Source organism: Pseudomonas sp. 910_23 (assembly GCF_052850795.1).
Window position 1 is genome coordinate 144,825 of sequence record NZ_VXCZ01000006.1, and the last position, 24,253, is coordinate 169,077.

22 protein-coding genes are annotated in these 24,253 nt (G+C 61.3%); 10 read left to right on the forward strand and 12 right to left on the reverse strand.

Going from position 1 to position 24,253, the window contains the following annotated elements; all coding sequences use genetic code 11:
* Window position 1: 1 nt before the first annotated feature.
* The 4 genes from trmD to ffh all read right to left on the reverse strand — a co-directional run bounded on the left by trmD (window position 2) and on the right by ffh (window position 3,178).
* A complete protein-coding gene (gene trmD / locus FW800_RS09245; protein WP_173664496.1) occupies window positions 2-775 on the reverse strand; it encodes a tRNA (guanosine(37)-N1)-methyltransferase TrmD in 774 nt (257 codons plus the stop codon).
* Complete coding sequence (rimM, locus tag FW800_RS09250; protein WP_060763572.1) at window positions 757-1,293, reverse strand: ribosome maturation factor RimM; 537 nt, start codon at window positions 1,291-1,293, stop codon at window positions 757-759. Before rimM ends, trmD begins: the two co-directional genes overlap by 19 nt.
* Before the next feature lie 5 nt (window positions 1,294-1,298).
* Complete coding sequence (rpsP, locus tag FW800_RS09255) at window positions 1,299-1,550, reverse strand: 30S ribosomal protein S16 (protein WP_003175899.1); 252 nt, start codon at window positions 1,548-1,550, stop codon at window positions 1,299-1,301.
* Window positions 1,551-1,801: 251 nt separating this feature from the next.
* Window positions 1,802-3,178: a signal recognition particle protein gene (gene ffh / locus FW800_RS09260; RefSeq protein WP_017139724.1), complete on the reverse strand. Its 1,377-nt coding sequence runs from the start codon at window positions 3,176-3,178 to the stop codon at window positions 1,802-1,804.
* Between the two features lie 232 nt (window positions 3,179-3,410).
* Between ffh and FW800_RS09265 the strand changes: the two genes are divergently transcribed.
* The 3 genes from FW800_RS09265 to FW800_RS09275 all read left to right on the forward strand — a co-directional run bounded on the left by FW800_RS09265 (window position 3,411) and on the right by FW800_RS09275 (window position 7,150).
* Window positions 3,411-4,223: a cytochrome C assembly family protein gene (locus FW800_RS09265; RefSeq protein ID WP_032879633.1), complete on the forward strand. Its 813-nt coding sequence runs from the start codon at window positions 3,411-3,413 to the stop codon at window positions 4,221-4,223.
* 12 nt (window positions 4,224-4,235) lie between these two features.
* Complete coding sequence (locus FW800_RS09270) at window positions 4,236-5,474, forward strand: transporter associated domain-containing protein (protein ID WP_446437467.1); 1,239 nt, start codon at window positions 4,236-4,238, stop codon at window positions 5,472-5,474.
* Window positions 5,475-5,839: 365 nt separating this feature from the next.
* The gene (locus FW800_RS09275) at window positions 5,840-7,150 is read left to right on the forward strand and encodes an MFS transporter (RefSeq protein ID WP_005791128.1); all 1,311 of its coding nucleotides are present in this window, start codon (window positions 5,840-5,842) and stop codon (window positions 7,148-7,150) included.
* 95 nt (window positions 7,151-7,245) lie between these two features.
* On the opposite strand, the gene purT is transcribed toward FW800_RS09275, so the two are convergent.
* The 5 genes from purT to FW800_RS09300 all read right to left on the reverse strand — a co-directional run bounded on the left by purT (window position 7,246) and on the right by FW800_RS09300 (window position 10,506).
* Complete coding sequence (gene purT, locus FW800_RS09280; RefSeq protein WP_068967660.1) at window positions 7,246-8,427, reverse strand: formate-dependent phosphoribosylglycinamide formyltransferase; 1,182 nt, start codon at window positions 8,425-8,427, stop codon at window positions 7,246-7,248.
* Between the two features lie 70 nt (window positions 8,428-8,497).
* On the reverse strand, window positions 8,498-8,965 hold the full coding sequence (locus FW800_RS09285; RefSeq protein WP_446437468.1) for a preQ0 transporter: 468 nt from the start codon (window positions 8,963-8,965) through the stop codon (window positions 8,498-8,500).
* Between the two features lie 166 nt (window positions 8,966-9,131).
* The gene (locus tag FW800_RS09290; RefSeq protein ID WP_078822238.1) at window positions 9,132-9,347 is read right to left on the reverse strand and encodes a DUF1289 domain-containing protein; all 216 of its coding nucleotides are present in this window, start codon (window positions 9,345-9,347) and stop codon (window positions 9,132-9,134) included.
* Window positions 9,344-9,868 (reverse strand): gamma carbonic anhydrase family protein, encoded by a 525-nt coding sequence (locus FW800_RS09295; RefSeq protein ID WP_032879630.1) that lies wholly within the window; start codon window positions 9,866-9,868, stop codon window positions 9,344-9,346. Before FW800_RS09295 ends, FW800_RS09290 begins: the two co-directional genes overlap by 4 nt.
* Window positions 9,869-9,903: 35 nt before the next feature.
* Entirely contained in the window at window positions 9,904-10,506 is a 603-nt protein-coding gene (locus tag FW800_RS09300) for a CoA pyrophosphatase (protein WP_078822240.1), read from the reverse strand.
* Window positions 10,507-10,653: 147 nt separating this feature from the next.
* On the opposite strand from FW800_RS09300, the gene FW800_RS09305 reads away from it, so the two are divergent.
* The 7 genes from FW800_RS09305 to nagE all read left to right on the forward strand — a co-directional run bounded on the left by FW800_RS09305 (window position 10,654) and on the right by nagE (window position 19,158).
* Complete coding sequence (locus FW800_RS09305) at window positions 10,654-11,202, forward strand: NUDIX hydrolase (RefSeq protein ID WP_446437469.1); 549 nt, start codon at window positions 10,654-10,656, stop codon at window positions 11,200-11,202.
* 37 nt (window positions 11,203-11,239) lie between these two features.
* Window positions 11,240-11,743, forward strand: a complete 504-nt coding sequence (locus FW800_RS09310; protein WP_103734891.1) for a L,D-transpeptidase family protein — start codon at window positions 11,240-11,242, stop codon at window positions 11,741-11,743.
* 262 nt (window positions 11,744-12,005) lie between these two features.
* Window positions 12,006-12,764, forward strand: a complete 759-nt coding sequence (locus FW800_RS09315; protein ID WP_005791139.1) for a GntR family transcriptional regulator — start codon at window positions 12,006-12,008, stop codon at window positions 12,762-12,764.
* A 10-nt stretch (window positions 12,765-12,774) separates the two neighbouring features.
* Complete coding sequence (nagA, locus tag FW800_RS09320) at window positions 12,775-13,881, forward strand: N-acetylglucosamine-6-phosphate deacetylase (protein WP_446437470.1); 1,107 nt, start codon at window positions 12,775-12,777, stop codon at window positions 13,879-13,881.
* Window positions 13,874-14,884: an SIS domain-containing protein gene (locus tag FW800_RS09325; RefSeq protein ID WP_371920275.1), complete on the forward strand. Its 1,011-nt coding sequence runs from the start codon at window positions 13,874-13,876 to the stop codon at window positions 14,882-14,884. The genes nagA and FW800_RS09325 overlap by 8 nt, the downstream gene beginning before the upstream one ends.
* 30 nt (window positions 14,885-14,914) lie before the next feature.
* Window positions 14,915-17,425 (forward strand): phosphoenolpyruvate--protein phosphotransferase, encoded by a 2,511-nt coding sequence (gene ptsP / locus FW800_RS09330; RefSeq protein WP_446437524.1) that lies wholly within the window; start codon window positions 14,915-14,917, stop codon window positions 17,423-17,425.
* 26 nt (window positions 17,426-17,451) lie between these two features.
* Window positions 17,452-19,158, forward strand: coding sequence for an N-acetylglucosamine-specific PTS transporter subunit IIBC (gene nagE / locus FW800_RS09335; protein WP_446437471.1), 1,707 nt, complete (start codon window positions 17,452-17,454; stop codon window positions 19,156-19,158).
* A 132-nt stretch (window positions 19,159-19,290) separates the two neighbouring features.
* Here the strand turns inward: nagE and FW800_RS09340 are convergent, their stop codons facing one another.
* The 3 genes from FW800_RS09340 to purL form a co-directional block, all read right to left on the reverse strand.
* A complete protein-coding gene (locus FW800_RS09340; protein ID WP_248130152.1) occupies window positions 19,291-19,584 on the reverse strand; it encodes a DUF6124 family protein in 294 nt (97 codons plus the stop codon).
* A 309-nt stretch (window positions 19,585-19,893) separates the two neighbouring features.
* On the reverse strand, window positions 19,894-20,205 hold the full coding sequence (locus tag FW800_RS09345; protein ID WP_003193986.1) for an NIF3 1: 312 nt from the start codon (window positions 20,203-20,205) through the stop codon (window positions 19,894-19,896).
* Between the two features lie 4 nt (window positions 20,206-20,209).
* Window positions 20,210-24,106 (reverse strand): phosphoribosylformylglycinamidine synthase, encoded by a 3,897-nt coding sequence (gene purL / locus FW800_RS09350; RefSeq protein ID WP_446437472.1) that lies wholly within the window; start codon window positions 24,104-24,106, stop codon window positions 20,210-20,212.
* Window positions 24,107-24,253: the final 147 nt, after the last annotated feature.

A 24,253-nucleotide genomic window follows, 5' to 3' on the forward strand; every position in this document is an offset into this window, starting at 1 on the left:
GTTAACTATCGTCCCGCGCGAGGATGTATTCCTCGAGCAGCTTCTTCTCTTCTCCAGAAAGCGAGCGGCTTTCCAGAAGATCGGCGCGTCGTTCATAGGTCCGACCAAGGGACTGCTGTAAACGCCAACGCCGGATGTGTGCGTGATTGCCACTTAGCAATACGTCGGGAACACGCTGATCCGCATACACCTCCGGTCGGGTGTAGTGCGGGCAATCCAGCAAACCATCCGTGAAGGAATCCTCCTCCGCAGAGTCCACATGCCCTAAAGCTCCAGGCAGCAGTCGTGTAACCGCATCTATCAGGACCATTGCCGGCAGCTCGCCGCCAGACAATACATAGTCCCCAATCGACCACTCTTCATCGACATGAGCTTCAATAAAACGCTCGTCAATGCCTTCATAGCGACCGGCAATCAGGATCAAACTTTCCTCATTCGCCAGTTCGCGTACCGCCGCCTGTTTCAGCTGACGGCCTTGAGGGGACAGGTAAATTACCTTCGCCTTCTCCCCGGCGGCTGCCTTGGCCTGAACCAATGCATCTTCCAGGGGCTTGATCTTCATCACCATGCCCGGGCCACCGCCAAATGGGCGATCGTCCACAGTGTGATGTCGATCCGTCGTGTAGTCTCGCGGGTTCCAACAGGTGAGCTGCAACAGCCCCTGTTTCACCGCCCGACTGGTGATGCCGTACTCGCTGATGGCGGAAAACATCTCGGGAAACAAACTGATCACTTCAATGCGCAAATTAGCCACGCTTAGAAGTCCGCGTCCCATTCCACCTTCATCTCGCCCACTGCCAGGTCGACGGCCAACACGCATTGCTCGGTATAGGGCAACAGGCGTTCGCGATCATCCAGGCTGCCAGCGCAAGGCTTGACCACCATTACATCATTGGCGCCGGTTTCCAGAAGATGATCGATTTTCCCCAGCAATTGCCCGAGTTGATCAATAACCTTCAGACCTTCCAGCTGGTACCAGTAGTACTCGCCGTCGGTCAATTCAGGGAACAGGTTGCGCGGCACGCAGATCTCGTAACCGGCCAGAAGACGAGCTTCTTCACGATCATCAAGACCCTTGAGCTTTGCGACCAGGAACTTGTCGCTCCCGCGTCCACTGACCAGCTCGACCTGTTTCACACTCCCTTCGCGCTTGAGCGTCCAGGTTTTGTACTGCAACAGGTTTTCAGTCGGATCAGTAAAGGAATACACCTTCACTTCGCCGCGAACGCCATGAACAGAATAAATCTTGCCGATAACGATCAAATCATCAGCAACAGCTGGCGTCGCGTTCATATTGCTCAGGCTGCGGCCTTAGCCGAGTCCTTCAACAGTTTTGCAACGCGCTCGGATGGCTGTGCGCCAACGCTCAGCCAGTAGGCTACGCGCTCTTGGTTCACGGACAGACGAACTTCTTGACCACGAGCAACAGGGTTGAAGAAACCAACCTGTTCCTTGTGCGAACCGTCACGCGGGTTGCGGCTGTCGGTTACGGTCAAGTGGTAAAACGGGCGCTTTTTGGAGCCGCCAAGGGCAAGACGGATTGTTAGCATGTGAACATCGTTCCTGTAGTCGGTGCTGCAAATCTAAATGCACAGCGGGCATAGGTGCCCGAAAGGCCGCATATTCTAAGGAATATCCGGACTTTTGCAAATGTCTTTTTCTGGCGCCTATCAGCGTGCCATTCAGATCTGCTATAGAGCCGTCGGTTAAAACGGCGAGTCAGCCCCCGCCAACGGCGGGTTTGCTGGAGATCCCACATCCCTGTGGGTCGGAGCAGGAGCTGGGCTCCCGCTCGAATACTTTACATTTTCGGCATGCCGCCGCCGGGCAACATACCGCCCATGCCGCGCATCATCTTGGCCATCCCGCCTTTGGCGGAGAATTTCTTCATCATCTTCTGCATCTGCTTGTGCTGCTTGATCAAGCGACCGATGTCCTGCACCTGGGTGCCGGAACCCATGGCGATCCGGCGTTTGCGCGAACCGCTGATCAGCTCAGGGTCGCGGCGCTCGGCCGGGGTCATGGAGTTGATGATGGCTTCCATCTGCTTGAACTGCTTCTCTGCCGCGCCCTGGGCATTGCCCATTTGCGCCAGGTTCACACCGCCGATGTTGGGGAGCTTGTCCATCAGGCCGCCGAGGCCGCCCATGTTCTTCATCTGTTGCAACTGGTCACGGAAGTCTTCGAGGTCGAAGCCCTTGCCCTTCTTCAGCTTCTTGGCCAGCTTGTCGGCCTTGTCCTTGTCGAGCGTGGCTTCGGCCTGTTCGATCAGGCTGAGCACGTCACCCATGCCGAGGATACGCGAGGCGATACGCTCAGGGTGGAACGGCTCGAGCGCGTCGCTCTTCTCGCCCATACCGATGAACTTGATCGGCTTGCCAGTAATGGCACGTACCGACAGCGCGGCACCGCCGCGTGCGTCGCCGTCGACCTTGGTAAGGATCACGCCGGTCAGCGGCAGCGCATCACCAAAGGCCTTGGCGGTGTTGGCCGCATCCTGGCCGGTCATGGCATCGACCACGAACAAGGTTTCGACCGGGTTGATCGCGGCATGCAGCGCCTTGATCTCGCCCATCATCTCTTCGTCGATGTGCAGGCGACCGGCGGTATCGACGATGACCACGTCTATGAACTTGAGCTTGGCTTCTTTAATAGCCGCGTTGGCAATGTCGACCGGCTTCTGGCTCAGATCGGACGGGAAGAAGGTCACACCCACTTCGCCCGCGAGCATTTCCAACTGCTTGATGGCCGCCGGACGGTACACGTCGGCCGACACCACCATCACGGATTTCTTCTTGCGCTCTTTAAGGAAGCGCGCCAACTTGCCGGCGGTGGTGGTCTTACCCGCACCTTGCAGACCGGCCATCAATACGACGGCTGGCGGCACGGCGCTGAGGTTCAAGTCTTCGTTGGCCGCGCCCATCAGGCTTTCGAGTTCGGCCTGGACGACCTTCACGAAGGCCTGGCCCGGGGTCAGGCTGCGGGACACTTCGGTGCCGACCGCGCGCTCTTTGACCGAGTTGACGAAATCCTTCACCACCGGCAAGGCCACGTCGGCTTCCAGCAACGCCATGCGCACTTCACGCAGGGTGTCTTTAATATTGTCCTCGGTCAGCTTGGCCTTGCCGGTAACGTGGCGCAGCGTCTGCGAGAGACGGTCAGTCAAGTTTTCAAACATGCGCGATCCTTTCAGGCCCTACTCATCGAAATGCAGGTAGACCGAGGTAATGGCGGCCCAGGCTGTGGTCAATCGCTATTAAAAACAGCGCTCGCCGAGCCTGCGGCGTGGGCAGGTCGCGGATTATAGCGAAGACTGCGCCCATGCACACCCGCTGTCTGGCCCGGGAGTCTTTCTTGCAACGCAGGTGTGTGCCAAACTCAACGCCTTTCGGGCTTGCCTACCAGGATTTATGCTCCCCTTGTCACCCAGTTTGCTACCCAGCCTCGCCGCCGCCATTCTGTATGCCGCTGCGACTCTCTATCAGGGCACTCGTCTGGCCCAAGGCGCCAAAGCGGACAAACGTCTGCTCGTCGGCCTTGGCGTGCTGGCCCTGCTGGCCCATGCCGCCAGCCTGTTCACTCACCTGATGACGCCGGTGGGCCTGGGCCTGGACTTTTTCAGCGCCGCCAGCCTGATCGCCGCGGCCGTCATCGCACTGACGTTGCTGGCCTGCTACCGCATTCCGGTCGAGAACCTGCTGGTGCTGCTATACCCCTTGGGTGTGCTGACGGTATTGCTGGCGCAGTTCACGCCCACCGGTACCGTACAGGTGATTGACGAAGAGCCGGGTATCCTTGCCCATATCCTGTTGTCGATCCTCGCCTACGGCATGTTCACCATTGCGGTGTTCCAGGCCCTGCTCCTGTTGCTGCAGGATCACCAGCTCAAGCACAAGCACCCCTCAGGGCTGATCAAGAACTTCCCGCCGCTGCAAACCATGGAAAGCCTGCTGTTCGGGTTCCTGTGGGCCGGCTGGACCCTGCTGTCGCTGTCGCTGATTTCCGGCTGGCTGTTCGTCGAGAACCTGTTCGCCCAGCACCTGGTGCACAAGACCCTGCTGGCGTGCCTGGCCTGGGTGGTGTTCAGCGTGCTGCTGTGGGGCCGCAACCGCCTCGGCTGGCGTGGGCACAAGGCAATACGCTGGACCCTGGCCGGGTTCTGCCTGCTGATGCTGGCCTATTTCGGCAGCAAGCTGGTTCGCGAATACATCCTGCATATCTGACGGGCAGCGATCATGGATAACTTGCCTTTGGAGCCGATGCTCGCCGTCATTGCCTTGCTGATTTTATGGGCGGCGCTGTTTACCGCCATCGAAGCAGCACAACAGCATCTGTTGGCCCTGCGCCCCGGCACCCGCCAGGGCGATAAGGCTGCCGCACGCCTGAGCTTCCCGCGCCATAGCCTGATTCTGTGCAACAGCCTGTGCCGCGCCGCCGTGGTGATCCTTTGCACGCTGCTGGCAATCTATGCCTGGGCGCAGAACGGCCCATGGCTGGGTTGGCTGATCTCTTGTGCACTGCTGCTGATTCTCGCCGACTACCTGCCTCGCATCCTGGCCACCCGCCATCCGCAAGCGGTGTTGGGTTTCGGTAACGCCCTGCTGGGCGTGCCGCTGAAAATGCTCTACCCGCTGGCCTGGCTGCTCAACGGCATCAGCCTGTTGCTGCTGCGCCCGTTCGCGCGCAAGTCCGGTGTGGTGAAAAACAGCGATGAGCCGCTGCCGGACCATGACGACCAAGCCCCGCCTGAGGCCGACGAGGACCGCGCGCCCGGTATGCCCGGCATCCACGCGCTGGATAACATCACCGTCAACGACATCCTGGTGCCCCGCAGTGAAGTGGACGGCATCAACCTGGATGACTCGATCGACGAGATCATCGAGCAGCTGCGCAGTTCCCAACGCACGCGCCTGCCGGTGTTCCACAGTGATATCAACCAGGTCGAAGCGGTGCTCAACACGCGCCAGGTCCAGCACCTGCTCCCCGACGCCAGCCTGACCAAAGAGGCGCTGCTCGCTGCCTGTCACGAACCCTATTTCGTTCCGGAAAGCACTCCGTTGCAGCTGCAACTGCTGAATTTTCACAAGCAGCAACGGCGCCTGGGCATGGTGGTGGACGAATACGGCGAAGTGCTGGGCATCGTTACCCTGGAAGATATCCTGGAAGAAATCGTCGGCGAGTTCGAAAGCGATCAGGCTGTGGATAACCCCCACATCGAGGCCCAGCCCGATGGCCGCTACATCATTGACGGCGCCGCTTCGATCCGCGAACTGAACAAAAGCCTGGGCTGGCACCTGCCCAGCGACGGCCCCAAGACCCTCAACGGCCTGGTGACCGAAGCGCTGGAAACCATCCCCCATTGCGCGGTGTGCCTGAAGATCGGCCGCTATCGCCTGGAAATCCTCGAAACCGAGGACAACCGGGTGAGCAAGGTGTTGATCTGGCATACCAGCCATGTGCCCGTGGCCGCCTGACCTCAGCAGGCTCAACCCGGTCAATGTGGGAGCTGGCTTGCCTGCGATGCAGGCGACTCGGTCCTTCAGTTGAACCGAGGTGATGCTATCGCAGGCAAGCCAGCTCCCACATTGATCCAGTTCCAGGCTATAGATCCTCACCAGCCCCTTGTTGGATCCTTAGCCCCCTTCCTATAATCCATCCGGCTTACCCAAGCCCCGCCCGACCGCGTGCTACCCGCACTCAGCGTGTCCAGGCACCGCTATATCATGTCCGACCGGTGTTTGCTCCCATCCCGAGCCGCCCCGCGCACAGCCCTGATCCATGGGTGTTCGACCAATAATAATCCGCGTCCAAACGCGCAATGACCGTCAGGGATACTGCCATGAGCACCACCTACCAAGAGGCTGCGACCGCCGCCCCGACCAATTCGACCGCCCGCGTCGCCACGGCGAGCATCGTCGGCACCGCAATCGAGTTCTACGACTTCTATATCTACGCCACGGCTGCTGCGCTGGTCATCGGCCCGGTGTTCTTTCCCCAGAGCTCCGGTACGGCGCAGATGCTGGCCTCGTTCCTGACCTTTGGCATCGCCTTTATCGCCCGTCCGCTGGGCTCGGCGCTGTTCGGCCATTTCGGCGACCGTATCGGGCGCAAATCCACCCTGGTAGCCTCGCTGCTGTTGATGGGTGTGTGCACCACCTTGATCGGCTTGCTGCCCGGCTATGACAGCATCGGCGCCTGGGCACCGATTCTGTTGTGCGTATTACGCTTCGGCCAGGGCCTGGGCCTTGGCGGGGAATGGGGCGGCGCGGCATTGCTGGCGACCGAGAACGCGCCCAAGGGCAAGCGCGCCTGGTTTGGCATGTTTCCGCAATTGGGCCCATCGATTGGCTTTCTGGCGGCCAACGGTTTATTCCTGATCCTGGCCATGAGCCTGAATGACGAGCAGTTCCGTAGCTGGGGCTGGCGTATTCCGTTCATTCTCAGCGCCGCACTGGTGATGGTGGGTCTGTATGCACGCCTGAAGCTGCATGAAACCCCAGTGTTCGCCAACTCCGTAGCCAAAGAAGCACCGGTGAAGGTGCCACTGGTGGAACTGTTCAGCCAGCATTGGCTGCCGGTGCTGCTGGGCGCTGCGTCGATGGTGGTGTGCTACGCGCTGTTCTACATCACCACGGCGTTTTCCCTGAGCTATGGCGTTTCCACACTGGGCTACAGCCGCGAGACGTTCCTCGGCTTACTGTGCTTTGCCGTGCTGTTCATGGGCTTGGCGACGCCGCTGGCAGCGCTGGCCAGTGATCGTTATGGGCGTAAGCCGGTGCTGATCGTTGGGGCGATCCTGGCGATTCTCTCGGGCTTTACCATGGAGCCGCTACTGACCCACGGCTCGACCTGGGCCGTGGCGCTGTTCCTGGCGTTGGAGCTGTTCTTGATGGGCGTGACCTTCGCACCGATGGGTGCCCTGCTGCCGGAGTTGTTCCCGACGCGTGTGCGTTATACCGGTGCTTCGGCGGCGTATAACCTGGGTGGGATTGTCGGGGCGTCTGCAGCACCGTTCTTCGCGACCAAGCTGGTGGCGATGGGTGGGCTCAGTTATGTCGGTGGGTATGTGTCGGCGGCAGCGTTGCTGAGTTTGATTGCGGTGCTGTGCCTGAAAGAGACGCGGGATAATGATTTGAACAAGGTCGCCTGATAAACCGCTATCGGGAGCAAGCCCCCTCCCACATTCGACCGCATTCCAAAGGTTATACACGGTTAAATGTGGGAGGGGGCTTGCTCCCGATGCTTTTAGAGCTCTACAACAACCGCTTGGGAGGCCCGGGTCGCCTTGGCACGAGCCGCTTCAATCGACTCATCCCGCGCCAACGCCACACCCATGCGGCGCTGGCCGTTGACCTCTGGCTTGCCAAACAGACGCAACGCCGTGTCCGGCTCGCTCAATGCAACGCCGAGGTTGGCAAACGCCGTCTGGGTCGACTGCCCTTCCACCAGGATCACCGCCGATGCCGAAGGCCCGAACTGACGGATCAACGGGATCGGCAAGCCCAGGATGGCGCGAGCGTGCAGCGCGAACTGCGACAGGTCCTGAGAAATCAGTGTGACCAAACCGGTGTCATGTGGGCGCGGCGACACTTCGCTGAACCACACCTGATCGCCCTTGATGAACAACTCCACACCAAACAGACCACGGCCGCCCAGGGCTTCGGTTACCGCCTTGGCAACGCGCTCGGATTCGGCCAGGGCGATCGGGCTCATGGCCTGTGGCTGCCAGGACTCCTGATAGTCGCCCTTCTCCTGACGATGGCCAACCGGCGCGCAGAAGGTGGTGCCGCCAATGTGGCGCACGGTCAGCAGAGTGATTTCGTAGTCGAAATCGATAAAGCCTTCGATGATGACTCGACCCTTACCGGCACGCCCGCCTTCCTGGGCGTAATCCCAGGCTTTCTGCACGTCATCAGTGCTGCGCAACAGGCTCTGGCCCTTGCCCGACGAACTCATCACCGGCTTGACCACGCAGGGGAAGCCCAGGTCCTGGACGGCCTTGCTGTAGTCTTCGAAGGTGTCGGCGAAGTGGTACGGCGAGGTCGGCAGATCCAGTTCTTCGGCGGCCAGGCGACGGATGCCCTCACGGTTCATGGTCAACGACGTGGCGCGGGCGGTCGGGATAACCGTGAAGCCTTCAGCCTCCAGTTCCACCAGAGTGGCGGTGGCGATGGCTTCGATTTCCGGCACGATGAAGTGCGGCTTCTCCGCCTCGATGACTGCACGCAGCGCCGCACCGTCGAGCATGTTGATCACGTGGCTACGGTGCGCCACCTGCATCGCCGGCGCGTTGGCGTAGCGATCCACGGCAATCACTTCAACGCCCAGGCGTTGCAGCTCGATTACCACTTCCTTGCCCAGCTCACCGCAGCCACACAGCAAAACGCGGGTCGCGGTTGGCGACAATGGAGTTCCGATTCGGGTCATCTCAGGTCCTCAGGGGAGCGGATCATGGGGGAGAAAGGCCGGCATTTTACATGAACTGCAAGAATTGGCCTCAGTTGGCGATGGCACGCTTGCGCAGGCGCCAAGCCATGATCAACCACACCACCGTGACCCCGGCGAACTTCGACACCAGCGCCGTGCCCGCCACCGCCGGTGTGAGCGCGCCGATCAAGCCGAAGAAAATAAAGGTGTCGAGGGGAATGCTCAGTGCCGAACTTATCCACAGGCGATCATGCAGCGGGCGTTTGGTGATGCTGAACACCAGCCAGTCGATGCACTCGGACACCGCGAACGCCGTAGCACTGGCCAGGGCGATGGACGGGTCGGAAGTGATATACGACAGCACCAGCGCCGCCAGCATGGCGATGATCGCGCCGTGGCCGAAGCGGGTTTGCACCATGTCGCGAAGGATAAATACCAGGCCACCCCAGGCGGACCAGATGACATCCAGGTGCGGGGCGGTGGAGAAGGCGAAGTTGATCAGCACGACGCTGCTGATGTAGGCGATCAGGAAAAACATGGATGAATGACCTGTGAACAAGGGACACAGGGTACTTCACAATTAGACATATGTCGTCTGGGAGGGCCTCATCGGGGGCAAGTCGAACCGTCGCACCGCCCCTCCCACATTTTGATCTGTGAACACATTCAAGTGTGGGAGGGGGCTTGCTCCCGATAGCAATCGATCAGGCACCCGAGCTTTTGGGCGTCATCCACACCAACCCACCCGCCACCGCCCGCTCATGACACAACCCCAACACCACCCGGCGTTCGGCATTATCCATGCGGCCCCAACGCGTAATCTCGTCCACGTTGCGCTGGCAGCCGGTACAGATATCGTCCTCGTCCAACGCGCAAATATTCACACAGGGCGAGGCTACAGGCCGTTCAACTGCACTCATTCTTCCTGCTCAACCAAGTCTCGGGCATAGCGCTGCGAATTGTGCACATAGTGCGCGGCGCTGGCTTCGAGCATACGTTTCTGCGCCTCGGTCAGCTCACGTACCACCTTGCCCGGCGAGCCCATGACCAGCGAGCCATCGGGAATTTCCTTGCCTTCACCGATCAGCGAGTTCGCGCCGATAATGCAGTGCTTGCCAATCTTGGCGCCATTGAGAACCACCGCGTTAATGCCGATCAGGCTGTAGTCGTCGACGCTGCAGCCGTGCAGCATGGCGTTATGGCCGATGGTCACGCCGGTGCCGAGGGTAAGCGGGTAGCCCATGTCGGTGTGCATTACGCTGCCGTCCTGCACGTTGCTGTTCTTGCCGATCAGGATCAGTTCGTTATCGCCGCGCAACACCGCGTTGAACCAGACGTTGGCGCCCTCCTCCAGCTTGACCTTGCCCACCAGCGTGGCATTGGGTGCGACCCAACTGTTGGGATGGGTCTCGACGCGGGCATCGCCCAGGCGGTATTTCATGGTTTTCCCTCACGGCTTGCCATTCATGCGATGGCTTAGATATTGATAAAACTCTTGGGCGGCTGGTGCAGGCTGATCTTGGCGTCGTCATAGAGCAGGTTGATCAGCTCGACAATCATGATCGCCGTCAGGCCCCAGATCTTGTATTCGCCGAATCTGTAGCTTGGCACATACCAACTTCGGCCCTGGTAATCGATCCGGTGGGTATGTTCGCGTGGGTCCTGTCGGAAAAACTCCAGGGGCACACTGAAGACTGCGGCGATTTCGGCGTCGTTGGCCAGGTATTCGACGTAGTCAGGGATCACGCCCACATAGGGCGTTACACGGATGCCGTGCAGGGAAATCAGCGGGCTCAACGGGCCTATGACCTCAACCAGCCCCGGCGGCAGGCCGATTTCTTCTTCGGCTTCGCGCAAGGCGGTAAAGATCAGGTCCGGGTCTTCAGGGTCACGCCGCCCACCAGGAAAGGCCACTTCGCCACCATGGGTCGACAGGCCGCTGGCGCGCAGAGTCAGGATCAGCTCAGGTTCGTCAGTGCGGGTAATCGGCACCAGCACTGCGGCCTCGGGGAAACGCCCGTCAGTTTCCAAGGTGTGAGGGGTGTGATTGCTTACCCGGCGAAGTAGCTCGTCCAGCATGAGTCATCTCGGTCTGTTGGCTACCTTGCATCATGCACCAAAGCGTGCAAGCGCCCAACCCCAAAACCGCAGGGCTGTCGCTAAACGACAACTTGCAGGAACGCCCGGCACCAAGCCAAGATGTGCCCATTGTTCAGGAACCCCAGCATGAATTTCTGCAGCCAGTGCGGCAAACCGGTGACCCAACGCATTCCCGAAGGCGACGCACGCCTGCGTTATGTATGCGATCACTGCTCGACCATTCATTACCAGAACCCCAATATCGTCGCCGGTACCGTGCCGGTGTGGGGCGACAAAGTGTTGCTGTGCCGCCGCGCCATCGAGCCACGCCTGGGTTACTGGACCCTGCCCGCAGGTTTTATGGAAAACGGTGAAACCGTCGAACAGGCGGCGATGCGTGAAACCCTGGAAGAAGCCTGCGCCCGCGTGCGCAACCTGAGCATCTATACCCTGATCAATGTGTCGCACATCAGCCAGGTGCATATTTTCTACCGCGCCGAGCTGATCGACCTGGACTTTGCCGCAGGCCCGGAAAGCCTTGAAGTGAAGCTGTTCGATGAAGCTGATATCCCTTGGTCCGAGCTGGCTTTCCGCACGGTCGGGCGTACCTTAGAATGCTTTTTCGCTGACCGTCGCCAACAGGTGTACCCGGTGCGCAGCGAGTCGGTCCCGCCGATGACACACCCAACCAAATAACCTTCCAGGCAGCACCTTTATCAGGGATACCGTTTCAATGCGTTGGTTGCTTGCTCTTATCTGCCTGTCGTTTGCCACGCTGTCCCCAGCCTCTACGGTGGAAACTCTCGGCGGTAAAACCGTCGAAAAAGTCCTGGTACTCAAGTCCGCCCACCAACTGCAACTGATCAACGACGGCAAGCCCCTCAAGACCTATCGCATTTCCCTGGGCAAGAACCCCAAGGGCCACAAGCTGATCGAAGGCGACCGCCGTACCCCCGAGGGTTTCTACTGGATCGACTGGCGCAAGACCAGCGACCGCTTCAACCTGGCCATGCACATCTCCTACCCGAATATCAGCGACGCTGCCCGCGCCCGCCGCGAAGGGGTAAAACCGGGCAGCATGATCATGATCCACGGCACGCCCGACACCGAAGACTACCCGGAACAGTGGTTTCACACCCTGGACTGGACCGACGGCTGCATCGGCATGCGCAACGTGGACATGCGCGAAGTCTGGAGCCTGGTCAAAGACGGCACCATGATCGAGATTCGGCCGTAATCTCGTACCGTTCGTAAATTAATTCGAAAATAATTCCTGCCTCCAGCAGCGCCTGCCGGTGAATACCAGTTCACCGCGCGGGACAGTGCACTTGTGCGCGACACAAAGACCTCTCTAATACCACTTGATACCAGGCCCCATTAAAGCCCCCTGAAACCGGGGTTCACACCGTTTTGGCAGCATTGACATGGTATTTAAGTGGTATTAATTTCCGGCCATTACCGGGCGACAACACTCCAATAACGCATCGGAAACCTGACAGATGAATCCCATCCTGGCCCTGCGCCCCGACGACAAGCAATCCACGCCGCTGTACCTGCAACTGGCTCGCAGCCTTGAAGCCGCGATCCATGCCGGCCAGTGGAAATCCGAGCAGGCCCTGCCCTCGGAGCGTGCGCTCAGCGAGCAGTTGAGCATCTCGCGGGTCACTGCCCGTAAAGCGCTGGAAGTGTTGCTTGCCCAGGGCCTGATCCGCCGCAGCCAGGGCTCCGGCACCTTTATCACGCCGCGCCTGGAACAACCCTTGTCGCGCTTGTCGGGGTTCAGCGAAATGCTGCGACTCAAGGGCTTTGTGCCCACCTCCCAGTGGCTGGAGCGCGACATAACCCCGCCGACCCACGAAGAGCTGATCCGCCTGTGCCTGTCACCCACCGACAAAGTGGCGCGCCTCAAGCGTCTGCGCAAAGCCGATGACACGGTCATGGCGATTGAAATGACCGCCATGCCCGCCTCGGTGTTGCCGCACCCGCAAGCCATCGGCAATTCGCTGTACGAATACCTGGAAGGCATCGGCAAGCCCATCGTGCGCGCCCTGCAACATATCCAGGCGATCAACGCCTCGGACGAGTTCGCCAAGCTGGTGGGAATCGCCCCCGGCACCGCCATGCTGCTGATGACCCGCGTGGGCTACACCGCCGACAACACGCCGATTGAAATCACCGACACCTACTGCCGCAACGACTACTACGACTTTGTCGCAGAGCTGCGCCGTCATGACTACTCCGCCGAATTGCGAATTTAGAGAACTGCCCATGTCAGAAGACAATATCCTCACGCCCAACGGCTGGATGCGCGGCCGCCTGGTGCACGAACACGGCAAGGTGGTTGCCATCGAAGGCACGCCTTGCGACCCGGCTGACAACGACCTGCCCTACCTGCTGCCAGGCTTTATCGACCTGCATGTACACGGCGGTGGCGGTGCCGACATCATGGAAGGGGCGCAGGCCTTCGAGACCATTACCCGCACCCACGTGCGTTTTGGGACCACCTCGCTATTGGCCACCACCATGACGGCGCCGGTGGAAGAAATCACCAGCGTCCTCGGTGAACTCGGCAGGTTCTGCGAGCAACGCCCGACAGGCAGCGCCCGGGTACTGGGCGTGCACCTGGAAGGCCCCTACATCAACCCGGGCAAACTCGGCGCCCAACCCAACTTCGCCCACACCGCGTTGATGGCCGAAGTCGAAGCCTATTTGCGCCTGGCGCCAATTCGGGTAATCACCATCGCCCCGGAAATTGCCGGCCATGACGGCCTGATCCGCGCCCTCAGCCAACGCGGCGTGCGCATGCAGATCGGCCACACCCTGGGCAGCTATGAAGAAGGCGTCGCCGCCCTCGCCGCCGGCGCCACCAGCTTTACCCATTTGTACAACGCCATGAGCCCGCTGCATCACCGCGAGCCAGGCATCGTCGGCGCCGCGCTGGCCCACGCCCAATACGCCGAGCTGATCCCGGATCTGCTCCATGTGCATCCCGGTGCCATGCGCGTGGCCCTGCGCTCGATCCCATGCCTGTACTGCGTGACCGATTCCACCGCCGCCGCCGGTATGCCCGATGGCGAATACAAGCTGGGCAGCCACACCGTGACCAAATGCCTGGGTGGCGTACGCCTGGCCGACGGCACCCTGGCCGGCAGCACCCTGACCATGGACCAGGCGCTGCGCAACCTGGTGAAAATCGGCCTGCCCATCAGCGAAGCCTCACAACGCCTGTCGCAATTTCCTGCGGACTATCTGGGCCTGGAAGAACGCGGCCGCCTGCAACCCGGCAGCTATGCCGACTGCGTGCGCCTGGACCGCTCCCTGACACTCACCGACGTAATGGTCGAAGGAGACACCATTGACTTCAAAAATGCTTGAAGAGGCCCTGGCCTCCTGCGACGCCGTCGCGGCACAACTGCAACGCCTGAACCCGCTGCTGGAAGAAGTTGCCGGTCGCCTGCGTCGCCAGCCGCCGCAAGTGGCGATGACCATTGCCCGCGGCAGCTCCGACCACGCCGCCAGCTACTTCGCCTACCTGGCCATGCAGCATGTGGGCATCCCGGTGGCGTCGTTGCCGATGTCGGTGGTGACCCTGTTGCAGGCGCCGATGAAAGTCAGCGGCCAGGTGGCGTTTGGGTTCTCCCAGTCGGGGCAGAGTCCGGACCTGGTCAACAGCCTGCGACTGCTGCGCAAGCGCGGCGCCCTGAGCATCTCGCTGGTGAACGCCGAAGACTCGCCGCTGGAAGCCGCCTGTGAGTTCCACGTGCCGTTATGCGCCGGCCCGGAACAAAGCGTGGCCGCGACCAAGAGCTTTATCGCCACCCTCAGCGCCAGCGCGCAATTGATCGGCTACTGGAACCAGGAAACCGAGTTGCTCCAAGCCTGCCAGGCGCTGCCCGACGGTTTGCGTGAAGCCGCCCGGCAAGATTGGACCCAAGCCATCGAGGCCCTGCGCGACTGCCAGCAATTGATGGTAATCGGCCGCGGCGCCGGGTTTGCAATCGCCCAGGAAGCAGCGCTCAAGCTCAAGGAAACCTCGGCGATCCAGGCCGAAGCCTTCAGCAGCGCCGAGGTACGCCACGGGCCGATGGCCTTGATCGACGAAAACTACCCGCTACTGGTGTTCGCCCCACGCGGCGCCGAGCAGCCCGGCCTGTTGAGCCTGGCCGCCGATATGCGCCAACGCGGCGCCCGCGTGCTGCTGGCCGCACCGGACGATATCGCCGAACGCGACCTGACCCTTAGTCGCGCCGAACACCCGAGCCTGGACCCGATCCTGGCGATCCAGAGCTTCTACGTGATGGCCGCCGGCCTGGCTGAGGCACGGGGCATGGACCCGGACCAGCCGCGCCACCTGAGCAAAGTCACCCGTACGCACTAAAGCGGCGTTTTCCTGATGAGTACCGTGCCCATGCCCAACAACAATAATCCATTGACCTTAAGCGCCCCCTTGAGTGGGCCGGTGCTGGCCCTGAACAGCGTCCCCGACGAAGTGTTCGCCAGCGGCGCCATGGGGGACGGGATTGCCATCGACCCGTTGAACGATTGCCTGCATGCGCCCTGTGACGGCGTGATCATCCATGTCGCCCGCACCGGTCATGCATTGACCATCCGCGCCGACAACGGTGCCGAAGTGCTGATGCACGTGGGCATCGACACCGTGGAGCTCAATGGCGAAGGCTTTGCCTTGCTGGTGAAGGATGGCGCACGGGTGAGCGAGGGCCAGCCGTTGGTGCAGTTTGACCTGGACCGCATTGCGCGCCAGTGCAAAAGCCTGGTGAGCCTGATCATCCTGACCAACAGTGACCGCTTCGAACTGCAACCCATCGCGAGCAAGACCGTGAAGCTCGGTGAATCACTGATGCGGATTGCCCTGCGCACATCCGCGCCGGTTCAAAACGCTGTGGATAACTCGGTCGCGCAAGTGAGCGCCACGGTACGCATCACCCATCGTGGCGGCTTGCATGCGCGCCCTGCCGCGCTGATCCGCAAGACTGCCCAGGGCTTCAGCAGTCAATCGCAGCTGCACTTCGGTGATAAGACCGCGGCTTGCGACAGCCTGATCGGCCTGATGGGGCTGGGTATTGGCGAAGGTGACGAGGTACGGGTGACCTGCCGTGGCAAGGATGGCGAGGCGGCGTTACAGGCACTGGTCGCCGCGCTGTCCGTGGCGATCCACGAGGAGCATCACGTGCCGGTCGTTGCCACACCACGCCGGGCGAATACCGAAGCCAATGTGCTGCAAGGCGTATGCGCGGCACCCGGTCTGGTATGTGGGCCATTGTTCCGCCTCACGGGCATCGAACTGCCGCAAGACAGCGGCAATCATAGCGTCGACGGACAACGGCAACGCCTGGATGCCGCCCTTGAGCAAGTGCGCAGCGAAATCCGCAACACGCTGGACCAGGCACGCCAACGCAAGAGCGTCGAGGAAGAAGAGATCTTCGCCGCCCACCTCGCCCTATTGGAAGACCCGGCATTAATCGACGCGGCCACCGCCACCATCGAACAGGGCAGCGCCGCCACCCACGCCTGGCGCGATGCGATCCAGGCCCAATGCGCCGTGCTGCTGGCGTTGGGCAAACCACTGTTTGCCGAGCGCGCCAATGACCTGCGAGACCTTCAACAACGGGTGCTGCGTGCGTTGCTGGGTGAAGCCTGGCATTTCGAATTGCCGGCGGGGGCGATTGTCAGTGCCCATGAGCTGACACCTTCGGACTTGCTGCAACTGAGCGCGCAACACGCCGCTGGCATCTGCATGGCCGAAGGCGGTGCGACCTCCCATGTGGCGATTTTGGCCCGGGGCAAAGGCCTGCCGTGTCTCGTCGCCCTGGGCAATGAAGTGCTTGATGTGCCCCAAGGCCAACGGGTAGTGCTCGATGCCGCCAACGGCCGCCTGGAACTGGCCCCCAGCGAAGCGCGCCACGCCGAAGTTCACCAGATTCGCGAAACACAGAAATTACGACGCCAGCAACAACAGGCCCAAGCCCGGCAACCGGCACTCACCACCGATGGCGTGACGGTTGAAGTGGCGGCGAATGTCGCCTCCAGCGCCGAAGCCCAGGTGGCGTTTGACAACGGCGCCGATGGCGTTGGCCTGCTGCGCACCGAATTCCTCTTCGTCGACCGCCGCACCGCGCCGGATGAGCAGGAACAACGCCAGGCTTATCAGGCCGTGCTGGATGCCATGGGCGACAAGTCGGTGATCATCCGCACCATCGATGTGGGCGGCGACAAGCAGCTCGACTATCTGCCGCTGCCTGTGGAGGCCAACCCGGTACTGGGCCTGCGCGGCATCCGCATGGCCCAGGTGCGCCCTGAACTGCTCGACCAGCAACTGCGCGCCCTGCTGCAAGTTTCGCCGCTGGCGCGTTGCCGCATTCTGCTGCCGATGGTCAGCGAGGTGGATGAACTGCTACAGATTCGCCAGCGCCTGGATGAACTGTGCGTGGAGCTGGAGCTGACGCAACGCCCCGAGCTGGGCGTGATGATCGAAGTGCCCGCCGCCGCGCTGATGGCCGAGCAGTTGGCCGAACACGCGGACTTTTTATCCATCGGCACCAATGACCTGTCCCAGTACACCCTGGCGATGGACCGTGACCACGCAGGCTTGGCCGCACGCGTTGATGCGCTGCACCCTGCCTTGCTGCGGCTGATCGCCCAAACCTGCACCGGTGCGGCGAAACACGGGCGTTGGGTCGGTGTGTGCGGTGCCTTGGCATCTGACCCACTGGCCACGCCGGTACTGGTCGGCCTGGGGGTCAGCGAACTCTCGGTAAGCCCGCCGCAGATCGGCGAAATCAAGGACCGCGTCCGCCACCTGGACGCGGCGCAATGCCGGCAACTGAGCCTTGAGCTGCTCGACCTGAGCAGCGCCAAGGCCGTTCGCCAAGCCTGTCAACACCACTGGCCGCTGAGCTGAAAACAACAAGAATAGGGAGACACGCCATGTACCAACACTTTATCGAAGGCCTGCAACGCCTGGGCCGCGCGCTGATGCTGCCGATTGCGATCCTGCCAATCGCCGGCCTCTTGCTGCGCCTGGGCGACACCGACTTGCTCAACATCGCGGTGATGCACGATGCCGGGCAGGCGATCTTCGCCAACCTGGCGCTGATCTTCGCCATCGGCATCGCCGTGGGCTTTGCCCGCGACAACAACGGCACCGCCGGCCTGGCCGGGGCGATTGGCTACCTGGTGATGATCTCGACCCTCAAGGTGATGGATACCACCATCAACATGGGCATGCTCGCCGGTATCGCCAGTGGCCTGATGGCGGGCGGGCTGTATAACCGCTTCAAGGACATCAAGCTGCCGGAGTACCTGGCGTTCTTTGGTGGGCGACGCTTTGTGCCGATTGTCACCGGTTTTTCGGCGGTGGGCCTGGGCGTGATCTTCGGTCTGATCTGGCCGCCGATCCAGCACGGCATCAACAGCTTTGGCGTGTTGTTGATGGAAAGCGGCAGCCTGGGTGCGTTCGTGTTTGGCGTGTTCAACCGCCTGCTGATCGTCACTGGCTTGCACCATATCCTCAACAATATGGCGTGGTTCGTGTTCGGCACGTTTACCGACCCGGCAACCGGCGCGGTGGTGACCGGCGACCTGACCCGCTACTTTGCCGGCGACCCGAAAGGCGGCCAGTTCATGACCGGCATGTTCCCGGTGATGCTGTTCGGCCTGCCGGCTGCGTGCCTGGCGATGTACCGCAATGCGTTGCCAGAGCGCCGTAAAGTCATGGGCGGGATCTTTCTGTCGATGGCGCTGACTTCGTTTTTGACCGGGGTGACTGAACCGATTGAGTTTGCCTTCATGTTCCTGGCGCCGTTCCTGTACCTGATCCACGCCGTGCTGACGGGCCTGTCGATGGCAGTCACCAATATGTTGAATATCCACCTCGGGTTTACCTTCTCCGGTGGGTTTATCGACATGGTGCTGGGTTGGGGCAAGTCCACCAATGGCTGGCTGGTGGTACCGGTGGGCCTGGCCTACTCGGTGATCTACTACACGGTGTTCAGCTACTGCATCCGCCGCTTCAACCTCAAGACACCGGGGCGTGAAGATATCCAGGTGGTGCAGGCTGAAGCGATGAGTGATAACCAGCGTGCCACGGCATATATCCAGGCGCTGGGTGGTGCAGAGAACTTGCTGAGTGTGGGTGCATGCACCACGCGGCTGCGGTTGGACATGGTGGATCGCAACAAGGCGGTGGATGCTGAACTGAAAGCACTGGGCGCCATGGCTGTAGTGCGCCCGGGTAACGGCGGGAGTTTGCAGGTGGTGGTTGGGCCGATGGCCGATAGCATTGCTGATGAAATTCGCTTGGCGATGCCAGGGTTTGTTGCCGCAGCGCCTGTAGCGGTTGCGCCTGTGGATAAGCCCCTGACGGTGAATGTGCAAGAGGCCGAGCAATGGCTGAATGCGCTGGGTGGCCGAGGGAATTTGCGCCAGCTGGAAGCTGTGGCGATGACCCGGTTGCGGGTGGAGTTGGGGGATGATTCGGGGTTGTCTGAAGCTCAGCTCACTGCGCTCGGTTGCCAAGGTGTGAGTCAGCTTGAGAGCGGTGTTTGGCACTTGTTGGTTGGTGACAAGGCCTCTGGCTTGGGTGAGGCGTTGGAGCGGTTGGTCAGTGGCCGTGAGGTCGGCGCCAGGGTTTAGAGAGGTAGTGACTGTTCTGGCCTCATCGGGGGCAAGCCCCCTCCCACATTTGAAATGTGTTCGCCGTTCAAAATGTGGGAGGGGCGGTGCGACGATTCGACTTGCTCCCGATTGGCCCTCACAGGCGCCTGATTACTTCTGCTCAGGCACCTCAACTAAATCCAGCACCCGATCCACCATCAACTGAATACCCTCCACCATCCGATGAATCCCCAGCACGGCATCACGCTGCGGACCGTCGACATCAAAAGCCAGATGACCCGCCAGTGCCTGCACGGATGCCAGGTCTTGGGAAGCATTGGCGAGCAGGGTTTCGATGTTCAGACTGGGTATTACGGTGAAGATCTGGTCGGACGGTAAATCACCAGCTTGGCGGGACTCGGCTTGAGATGAGATTGAACCAGTTAGCAAGTTGTCGCTGATCATCATTAAACTCCATATGGAATAGGCTCCTAGTGATTTTTCAGGCTTGCAGTCCCGGTCACTGAATTGGCAGCGACTCGAGAAGGTTAGTTGTACGAGTTCCGACGGACAACCTGAAAGGCTTGTCGGAAAGTTCTGAGGCGCTTGCACCGACGCCATCGCAGGCAAGCCAGCTCCCACATGGGATTGATGTACGGTCTGACAACGGGGTCAAATGTGGGAGCTGGCTTGCCTGCGATTGGCACTTACAGCCAACAAAAAACCCGCTGACCAAACTGGCCCAGCGGGTTTCTTGTTTATGCAGCCAGCCGATCAAAAATCCGCCAACTGCCACACCTCATACGCCGGTGTCTCATACGGATGACTGAGTTTCAAGGCAGCCACAACCGCCACAATCAACTCATCCGCCACCACCAGCTCAACCTTCCATTCCTCAACCACTTCAACCTGGCCGACCTGCCCGATAAACGGCTGACTGCCGTCCAACGCGCGGAATTGGCCCTGGCCCAGCACTTGCCAGGCGCAGCTGTCGTAGTCGCCGATGCGCCCGCCGCCGGCTGCGAAGACGGCGGTTTTCACCGTCTCCACATGGCTGTCGGGCACGAAGAAGGCGAGCTTGTACACGGCCTTAGTTCACCCACACACGCGCGTTGCGGAACATGCGCATCCAGGCGCCGTCTTCGTTCCACTCTTCCGGGCGCCACGAGTTCTGCACGGCGCGGAATACGCGCTCCGGGTGCGGCATCATGATGGTGACGCGACCGTCGCGGCTGGTGAGGCCGGTAATGCCGCGTGGCGAGCCGTTCGGGTTGGCCGGGTAGGTTTCGGTGACCTTGCCGTGGTTGTCGACAAAACGCAGGGCCACGGTGCCGGACAGGTCGGCTTCAAGCAGCGCTTCTTCGCTGGCGAACTCGGCATGGCCTTCACCGTGGGCGATGGCGATTGGCATACGCGAACCGGCCATGCCTTGCAGGAAGATCGAGTTGGACTCCTGCACCTGCACCATGGCGACACGGGCTTCGAACTGCTCGGAACGGTTGCGCACAAAGTGCGGCCAGAACTCGCTACCCGGGATCAGTTCGCTGAGGTTGGACATCATCTGGCAACCGTTGCACACACCCAGGGTGAAGCTGTCGTTGCGTTCGAAGAAGCCCTGGAACGCGTCGCGAGCGCGGCTGTTGAACAGGGCCGACTTGGCCCAGCCTTCACCGGCACCCAGCACGTCGCCGTAGGAGAAACCACCGCAGGCCACCAGGCCTTTGAACTCGTTGAGATCAACGCGACCGGCGAGGATGTCGCTCATGTGCACGTCAATCGCATTGAAACCGGCGCGATCGAACGCCGCGGCCATTTCCACCTGACCGTTGACGCCCTGCTCACGCAGTACGGCAACCTGTGGGCGAATGTCCTTCTTGATGTAAGGCGCGGCGATGTCCTGGTTGACGTCGAAGCTGAGCATGGTGCTCAGGCCCGGGTTGTCTTCTTCCAGGATCACGTCGAATTCCTGCTCGGCGCAGTCGGCGTTGTCGCGCAGGCGCTGGATCTGGTAGCTGGTCTCGGCCCACTGGCGTTGCAGCAAGCGGCGCTGACCGGTAAAGACCGTGTCGCCGTTGAACGAGATATTGACTTCGCCGTTGTTGATCGGCTGGCCAATCACCGCCACGCATTCGGCAAGGCCGGCAGCGCTGAACTGGGCGAGTACATCAGGGGTAGCGTCCTGACGCACCTGAATCACCGCGCCCAACTCTTCGTTGAACAGGATGCCGTTGATTTCGGCAGCATCCTCGGCAACGCTGTCGAGCACGATATTCAGGCCGCAGTGGCCAGCGAAGGCCATCTCGACGACGCTGGTCAGCAAACCGCCGTCGGAACGGTCGTGGTACGCCAGCAGGTGGCCGTCGGCATTCAGGCCCTGGATCACGGCGAAGAAGGCCTTGAGGTCTTCGGCGTCATCGACGTCCGGCGCCTGCTTGCCGAGCTTGCCATGGGTTTGCGCCAGGATCGAAGCGCCCATGCGGTTCTGGCCACGGCCCAGGTCGATCAGGATCAGGTCGGTGGTGCCCTTGTCCATGCGCAGTTGCGGGGTCAGGGTCTGGCGGATGTCGGTGACCGGCGCAAAGCCGGTAACGATCAGCGACAGCGGCGAGGTCACGCTCTTATCGGTGCCATCTTCGTTCCAACGGGTGGCCATGGACATGGAGTCCTTGCCCACCGGAATGGTGATACCCAGTTCCGGGCACAGCTCCATGCCGACAGCCTTGACGGTATCGTACAGGCGCGCATCTTCACCCGGGTGACCGGCAGCGGACATCCAGTTGGCCGACAGTTTGATGTCGGACAGCTTGCCGATACGCGAGGCCGCGATGTTGGTGAGGGTTTCACCAATGGCCATGCGGCCCGACGCCGGAGCGTCCAGCAGGGCCAGCGGAGTGCGCTCGCCCATGGCCATGGCTTCACCGGTGTAGACGTCGAAGCTGGTGGCAGTGACGGCAACGTCGGCCACCGGCACCTGCCACGGGCCGACCATTTGGTCACGGGCAACCAGGCCGGTGATGGTGCGGTCGCCGATGGTGATCAAAAAGCTTTTGCTCGCCACGGCCGGGTGGTGCAGCACGCGCTCAATGCTGTCGGCCAGCTCCAGCGTGCTTGGGTCGAAATCATCGCCCAGTTCGTTTTCACGTACCGCCGAACGGTGCATGCGCGGGGCTTTGCCCAGCAGCACTTCCAGCGGCATGTCTACCGGGCTGTTGCCGAAGTGGCTATCGGTAACCGTCAGCTGCGGCTCGGCAGTGGCTTCGCCGACCACGGCAAACGGGCAACGCTCACGTTCGCAGATGGCCTGGAAGCGTGCGAAGTCTTCAGGACCGACCGCCAACACGTAGCGTTCCTGGGATTCGTTGCTCCAGATTTCGTGCGGGGCCATGCCCGGCTCGTCGTTTGGAATGTTGCGCAGTTCGAAACGGCCACCGCGGTCGCCATCGTTGACCAGTTCCGGGAAGGCGTTGGACAAACCGCCGGCGCCGACGTCGTGGATAAAGCTGATCGGGTTCTTGTCGCCCAATTGCCAGCAACGGTCGATGACTTCCTGGCAGCGGCGTTCCATCTCAGGGTTTTCGCGCTGTACGGAAGCAAAATCCAGGTCTGCCGAGCTGGTGCCGGTGGCCATGGAGGAAGCCGCGCCGCCGCCCAGGCCGATCAACATCGCCGGGCCGCCGAGCACGATCAGCTTGGAGCCGACCAGGATCTCGCCTTTCTTGACGTGTTCTTCACGGATGTTGCCCATGCCGCCGGCCAACATGATCGGCTTGTGATAGCCGCGCACTTCATCGCCACGCGGGGTGGTGATGGATTGTTCGAAGGTACGGAAGTAACCGGTCAGCGCCGGACGCCCGAATTCGTTGTTGAACGCGGCGCCGCCCAGGGGGCCTTCGATCATGATGTCCAGCGCGGTGACGATGCGCTCAGGCTTGCCGTACGGCACTTCCCACGGCTGTTCGAAGCCCGGAATCTGCAGGTTGGACACGGTAAAACCGGTGAGGCCCGCCTTGGGCTTGGCGCCACGGCCGGTGGCGCCTTCGTCACGGATTTCGCCGCCGGAACCGGTGGCTGCGCCCGGGAACGGGGCAATCGCGGTCGGGTGGTTGTGGGTTTCAACCTTCATCAGGATGTGCACCGGCTCCTGCACCGCGCCGTACTGGCGGGTTTCCGGGTCCGGGAAGAAGCGACCGGCGACGGAGCCGACGATGACCGAGGCGTTGTCCTTGTAAGCCGACAGAACGCCTTCGCTGTGCATCACGTAGGTGTTCTTGATCATGCCGAAGAGGCTTTTTTCCTGGCTTTGGCCGTCGATATCCCAACTGGCGTTGAAGATCTTGTGACGGCAGTGCTCGGAGTTGGCCTGGGCGAACATCATCAGTTCGATGTCGTGGGGGTTGCGCTTCAAGCCGGTGAAGGCGTTGACCAGGTAGTCGATCTCGTCTTCGGCCAGGGCCAGGCCCAGCTCGGTGTTGGCCTTCTCGAGGGCGGCGCGGCCGCCGCCGAGCACGTCAATCGCGGTCAGCGGCTTGGGCTCAGCGTGGCTGAACAGGCCGGCAGCCTGCTCCAGCTGGCTGACGATGATCTGGGTCATGCGGTCATGCAGGCTGCTGGCGATCAGCTCGGCTTCGGCATCGCTGAACTGGCCAGCGACGTAAAAGGCGATCCCACGCTCCAGGCGCTGGATTTTATCCAGGCCGCAGTTGCGGGCGATGTCACTGGCCTTGCTCGACCAGGGCGAGATGGTGCCGAACCGCGGCAGAACCAGGAACAAGCGGCCAGTCGGCTCTTGAACGGGAACGCTTGGGCCGTACTTCAGAAGGCGTGCCAGTACTTGCTGTTCGTCGGCGGTCAAGACGCCGGTAACGTCGGCGAAGTGAGCAAATTCAGCGTAAAGGCCTGTAACAGCTGGAACCTTCTGGCTCAGTTGCTCAAGGAGTTTGCTGTGGCGAAAGGCAGAAAGGGCAGGAGCGCCGCGCAGGATCAACATCTTCGGGACAGCCTCGGGAAGGGGTGTGCTTTGAGGCCGTGCATTCTAGCGTAAACCTTCGCCAACGGCACCCGAAACGGCACCGGTGGCCGCTGCCGAACGTCAGTTGGCAGGGTTTGCACGGCATCGGCAGGAAATCCGCGGTGT

Excerpts from the sequence above, each read along its gene's own strand:
- trmD (WP_173664496.1), bottom strand. The coding sequence starts at position 775 with ATGGGACGCGGACTTCTAAGCGTGGCTAATTTGCGCATTGAAGTGATC.
- rimM (WP_060763572.1), bottom strand. The coding sequence starts at position 1,293 with ATGAACGCGACGCCAGCTGTTGCTGATGATTTGATCGTTATCGGCAAG.
- rpsP (WP_003175899.1), bottom strand. The coding sequence starts at position 1,550 with ATGCTAACAATCCGTCTTGCCCTTGGCGGCTCCAAAAAGCGCCCGTTT.
- ffh (WP_017139724.1), bottom strand. The coding sequence starts at position 3,178 with ATGTTTGAAAACTTGACTGACCGTCTCTCGCAGACGCTGCGCCACGTT.
- FW800_RS09265 (WP_032879633.1), top strand. The coding sequence starts at position 3,411 with ATGCTCCCCTTGTCACCCAGTTTGCTACCCAGCCTCGCCGCCGCCATT.
- FW800_RS09270 (WP_446437467.1), top strand. The coding sequence starts at position 4,236 with ATGGATAACTTGCCTTTGGAGCCGATGCTCGCCGTCATTGCCTTGCTG.
- FW800_RS09275 (WP_005791128.1), top strand. The coding sequence starts at position 5,840 with ATGAGCACCACCTACCAAGAGGCTGCGACCGCCGCCCCGACCAATTCG.
- purT (WP_068967660.1), bottom strand. The coding sequence starts at position 8,427 with ATGACCCGAATCGGAACTCCATTGTCGCCAACCGCGACCCGCGTTTTG.
- FW800_RS09285 (WP_446437468.1), bottom strand. The coding sequence starts at position 8,965 with ATGTTTTTCCTGATCGCCTACATCAGCAGCGTCGTGCTGATCAACTTC.
- FW800_RS09290 (WP_078822238.1), bottom strand. The coding sequence starts at position 9,347 with ATGAGTGCAGTTGAACGGCCTGTAGCCTCGCCCTGTGTGAATATTTGC.
- FW800_RS09295 (WP_032879630.1), bottom strand. The coding sequence starts at position 9,868 with ATGAAATACCGCCTGGGCGATGCCCGCGTCGAGACCCATCCCAACAGT.
- FW800_RS09300 (WP_078822240.1), bottom strand. The coding sequence starts at position 10,506 with ATGCTGGACGAGCTACTTCGCCGGGTAAGCAATCACACCCCTCACACC.
- FW800_RS09305 (WP_446437469.1), top strand. The coding sequence starts at position 10,654 with ATGAATTTCTGCAGCCAGTGCGGCAAACCGGTGACCCAACGCATTCCC.
- FW800_RS09310 (WP_103734891.1), top strand. The coding sequence starts at position 11,240 with ATGCGTTGGTTGCTTGCTCTTATCTGCCTGTCGTTTGCCACGCTGTCC.
- FW800_RS09315 (WP_005791139.1), top strand. The coding sequence starts at position 12,006 with ATGAATCCCATCCTGGCCCTGCGCCCCGACGACAAGCAATCCACGCCG.
- nagA (WP_446437470.1), top strand. The coding sequence starts at position 12,775 with ATGTCAGAAGACAATATCCTCACGCCCAACGGCTGGATGCGCGGCCGC.
- FW800_RS09325 (WP_371920275.1), top strand. The coding sequence starts at position 13,874 with ATGCTTGAAGAGGCCCTGGCCTCCTGCGACGCCGTCGCGGCACAACTG.
- ptsP (WP_446437524.1), top strand. The coding sequence starts at position 14,915 with ATGCCCAACAACAATAATCCATTGACCTTAAGCGCCCCCTTGAGTGGG.
- nagE (WP_446437471.1), top strand. The coding sequence starts at position 17,452 with ATGTACCAACACTTTATCGAAGGCCTGCAACGCCTGGGCCGCGCGCTG.
- FW800_RS09340 (WP_248130152.1), bottom strand. The coding sequence starts at position 19,584 with ATGATCAGCGACAACTTGCTAACTGGTTCAATCTCATCTCAAGCCGAG.
- purL (WP_446437472.1), bottom strand. The coding sequence starts at position 24,106 with ATGTTGATCCTGCGCGGCGCTCCTGCCCTTTCTGCCTTTCGCCACAGC.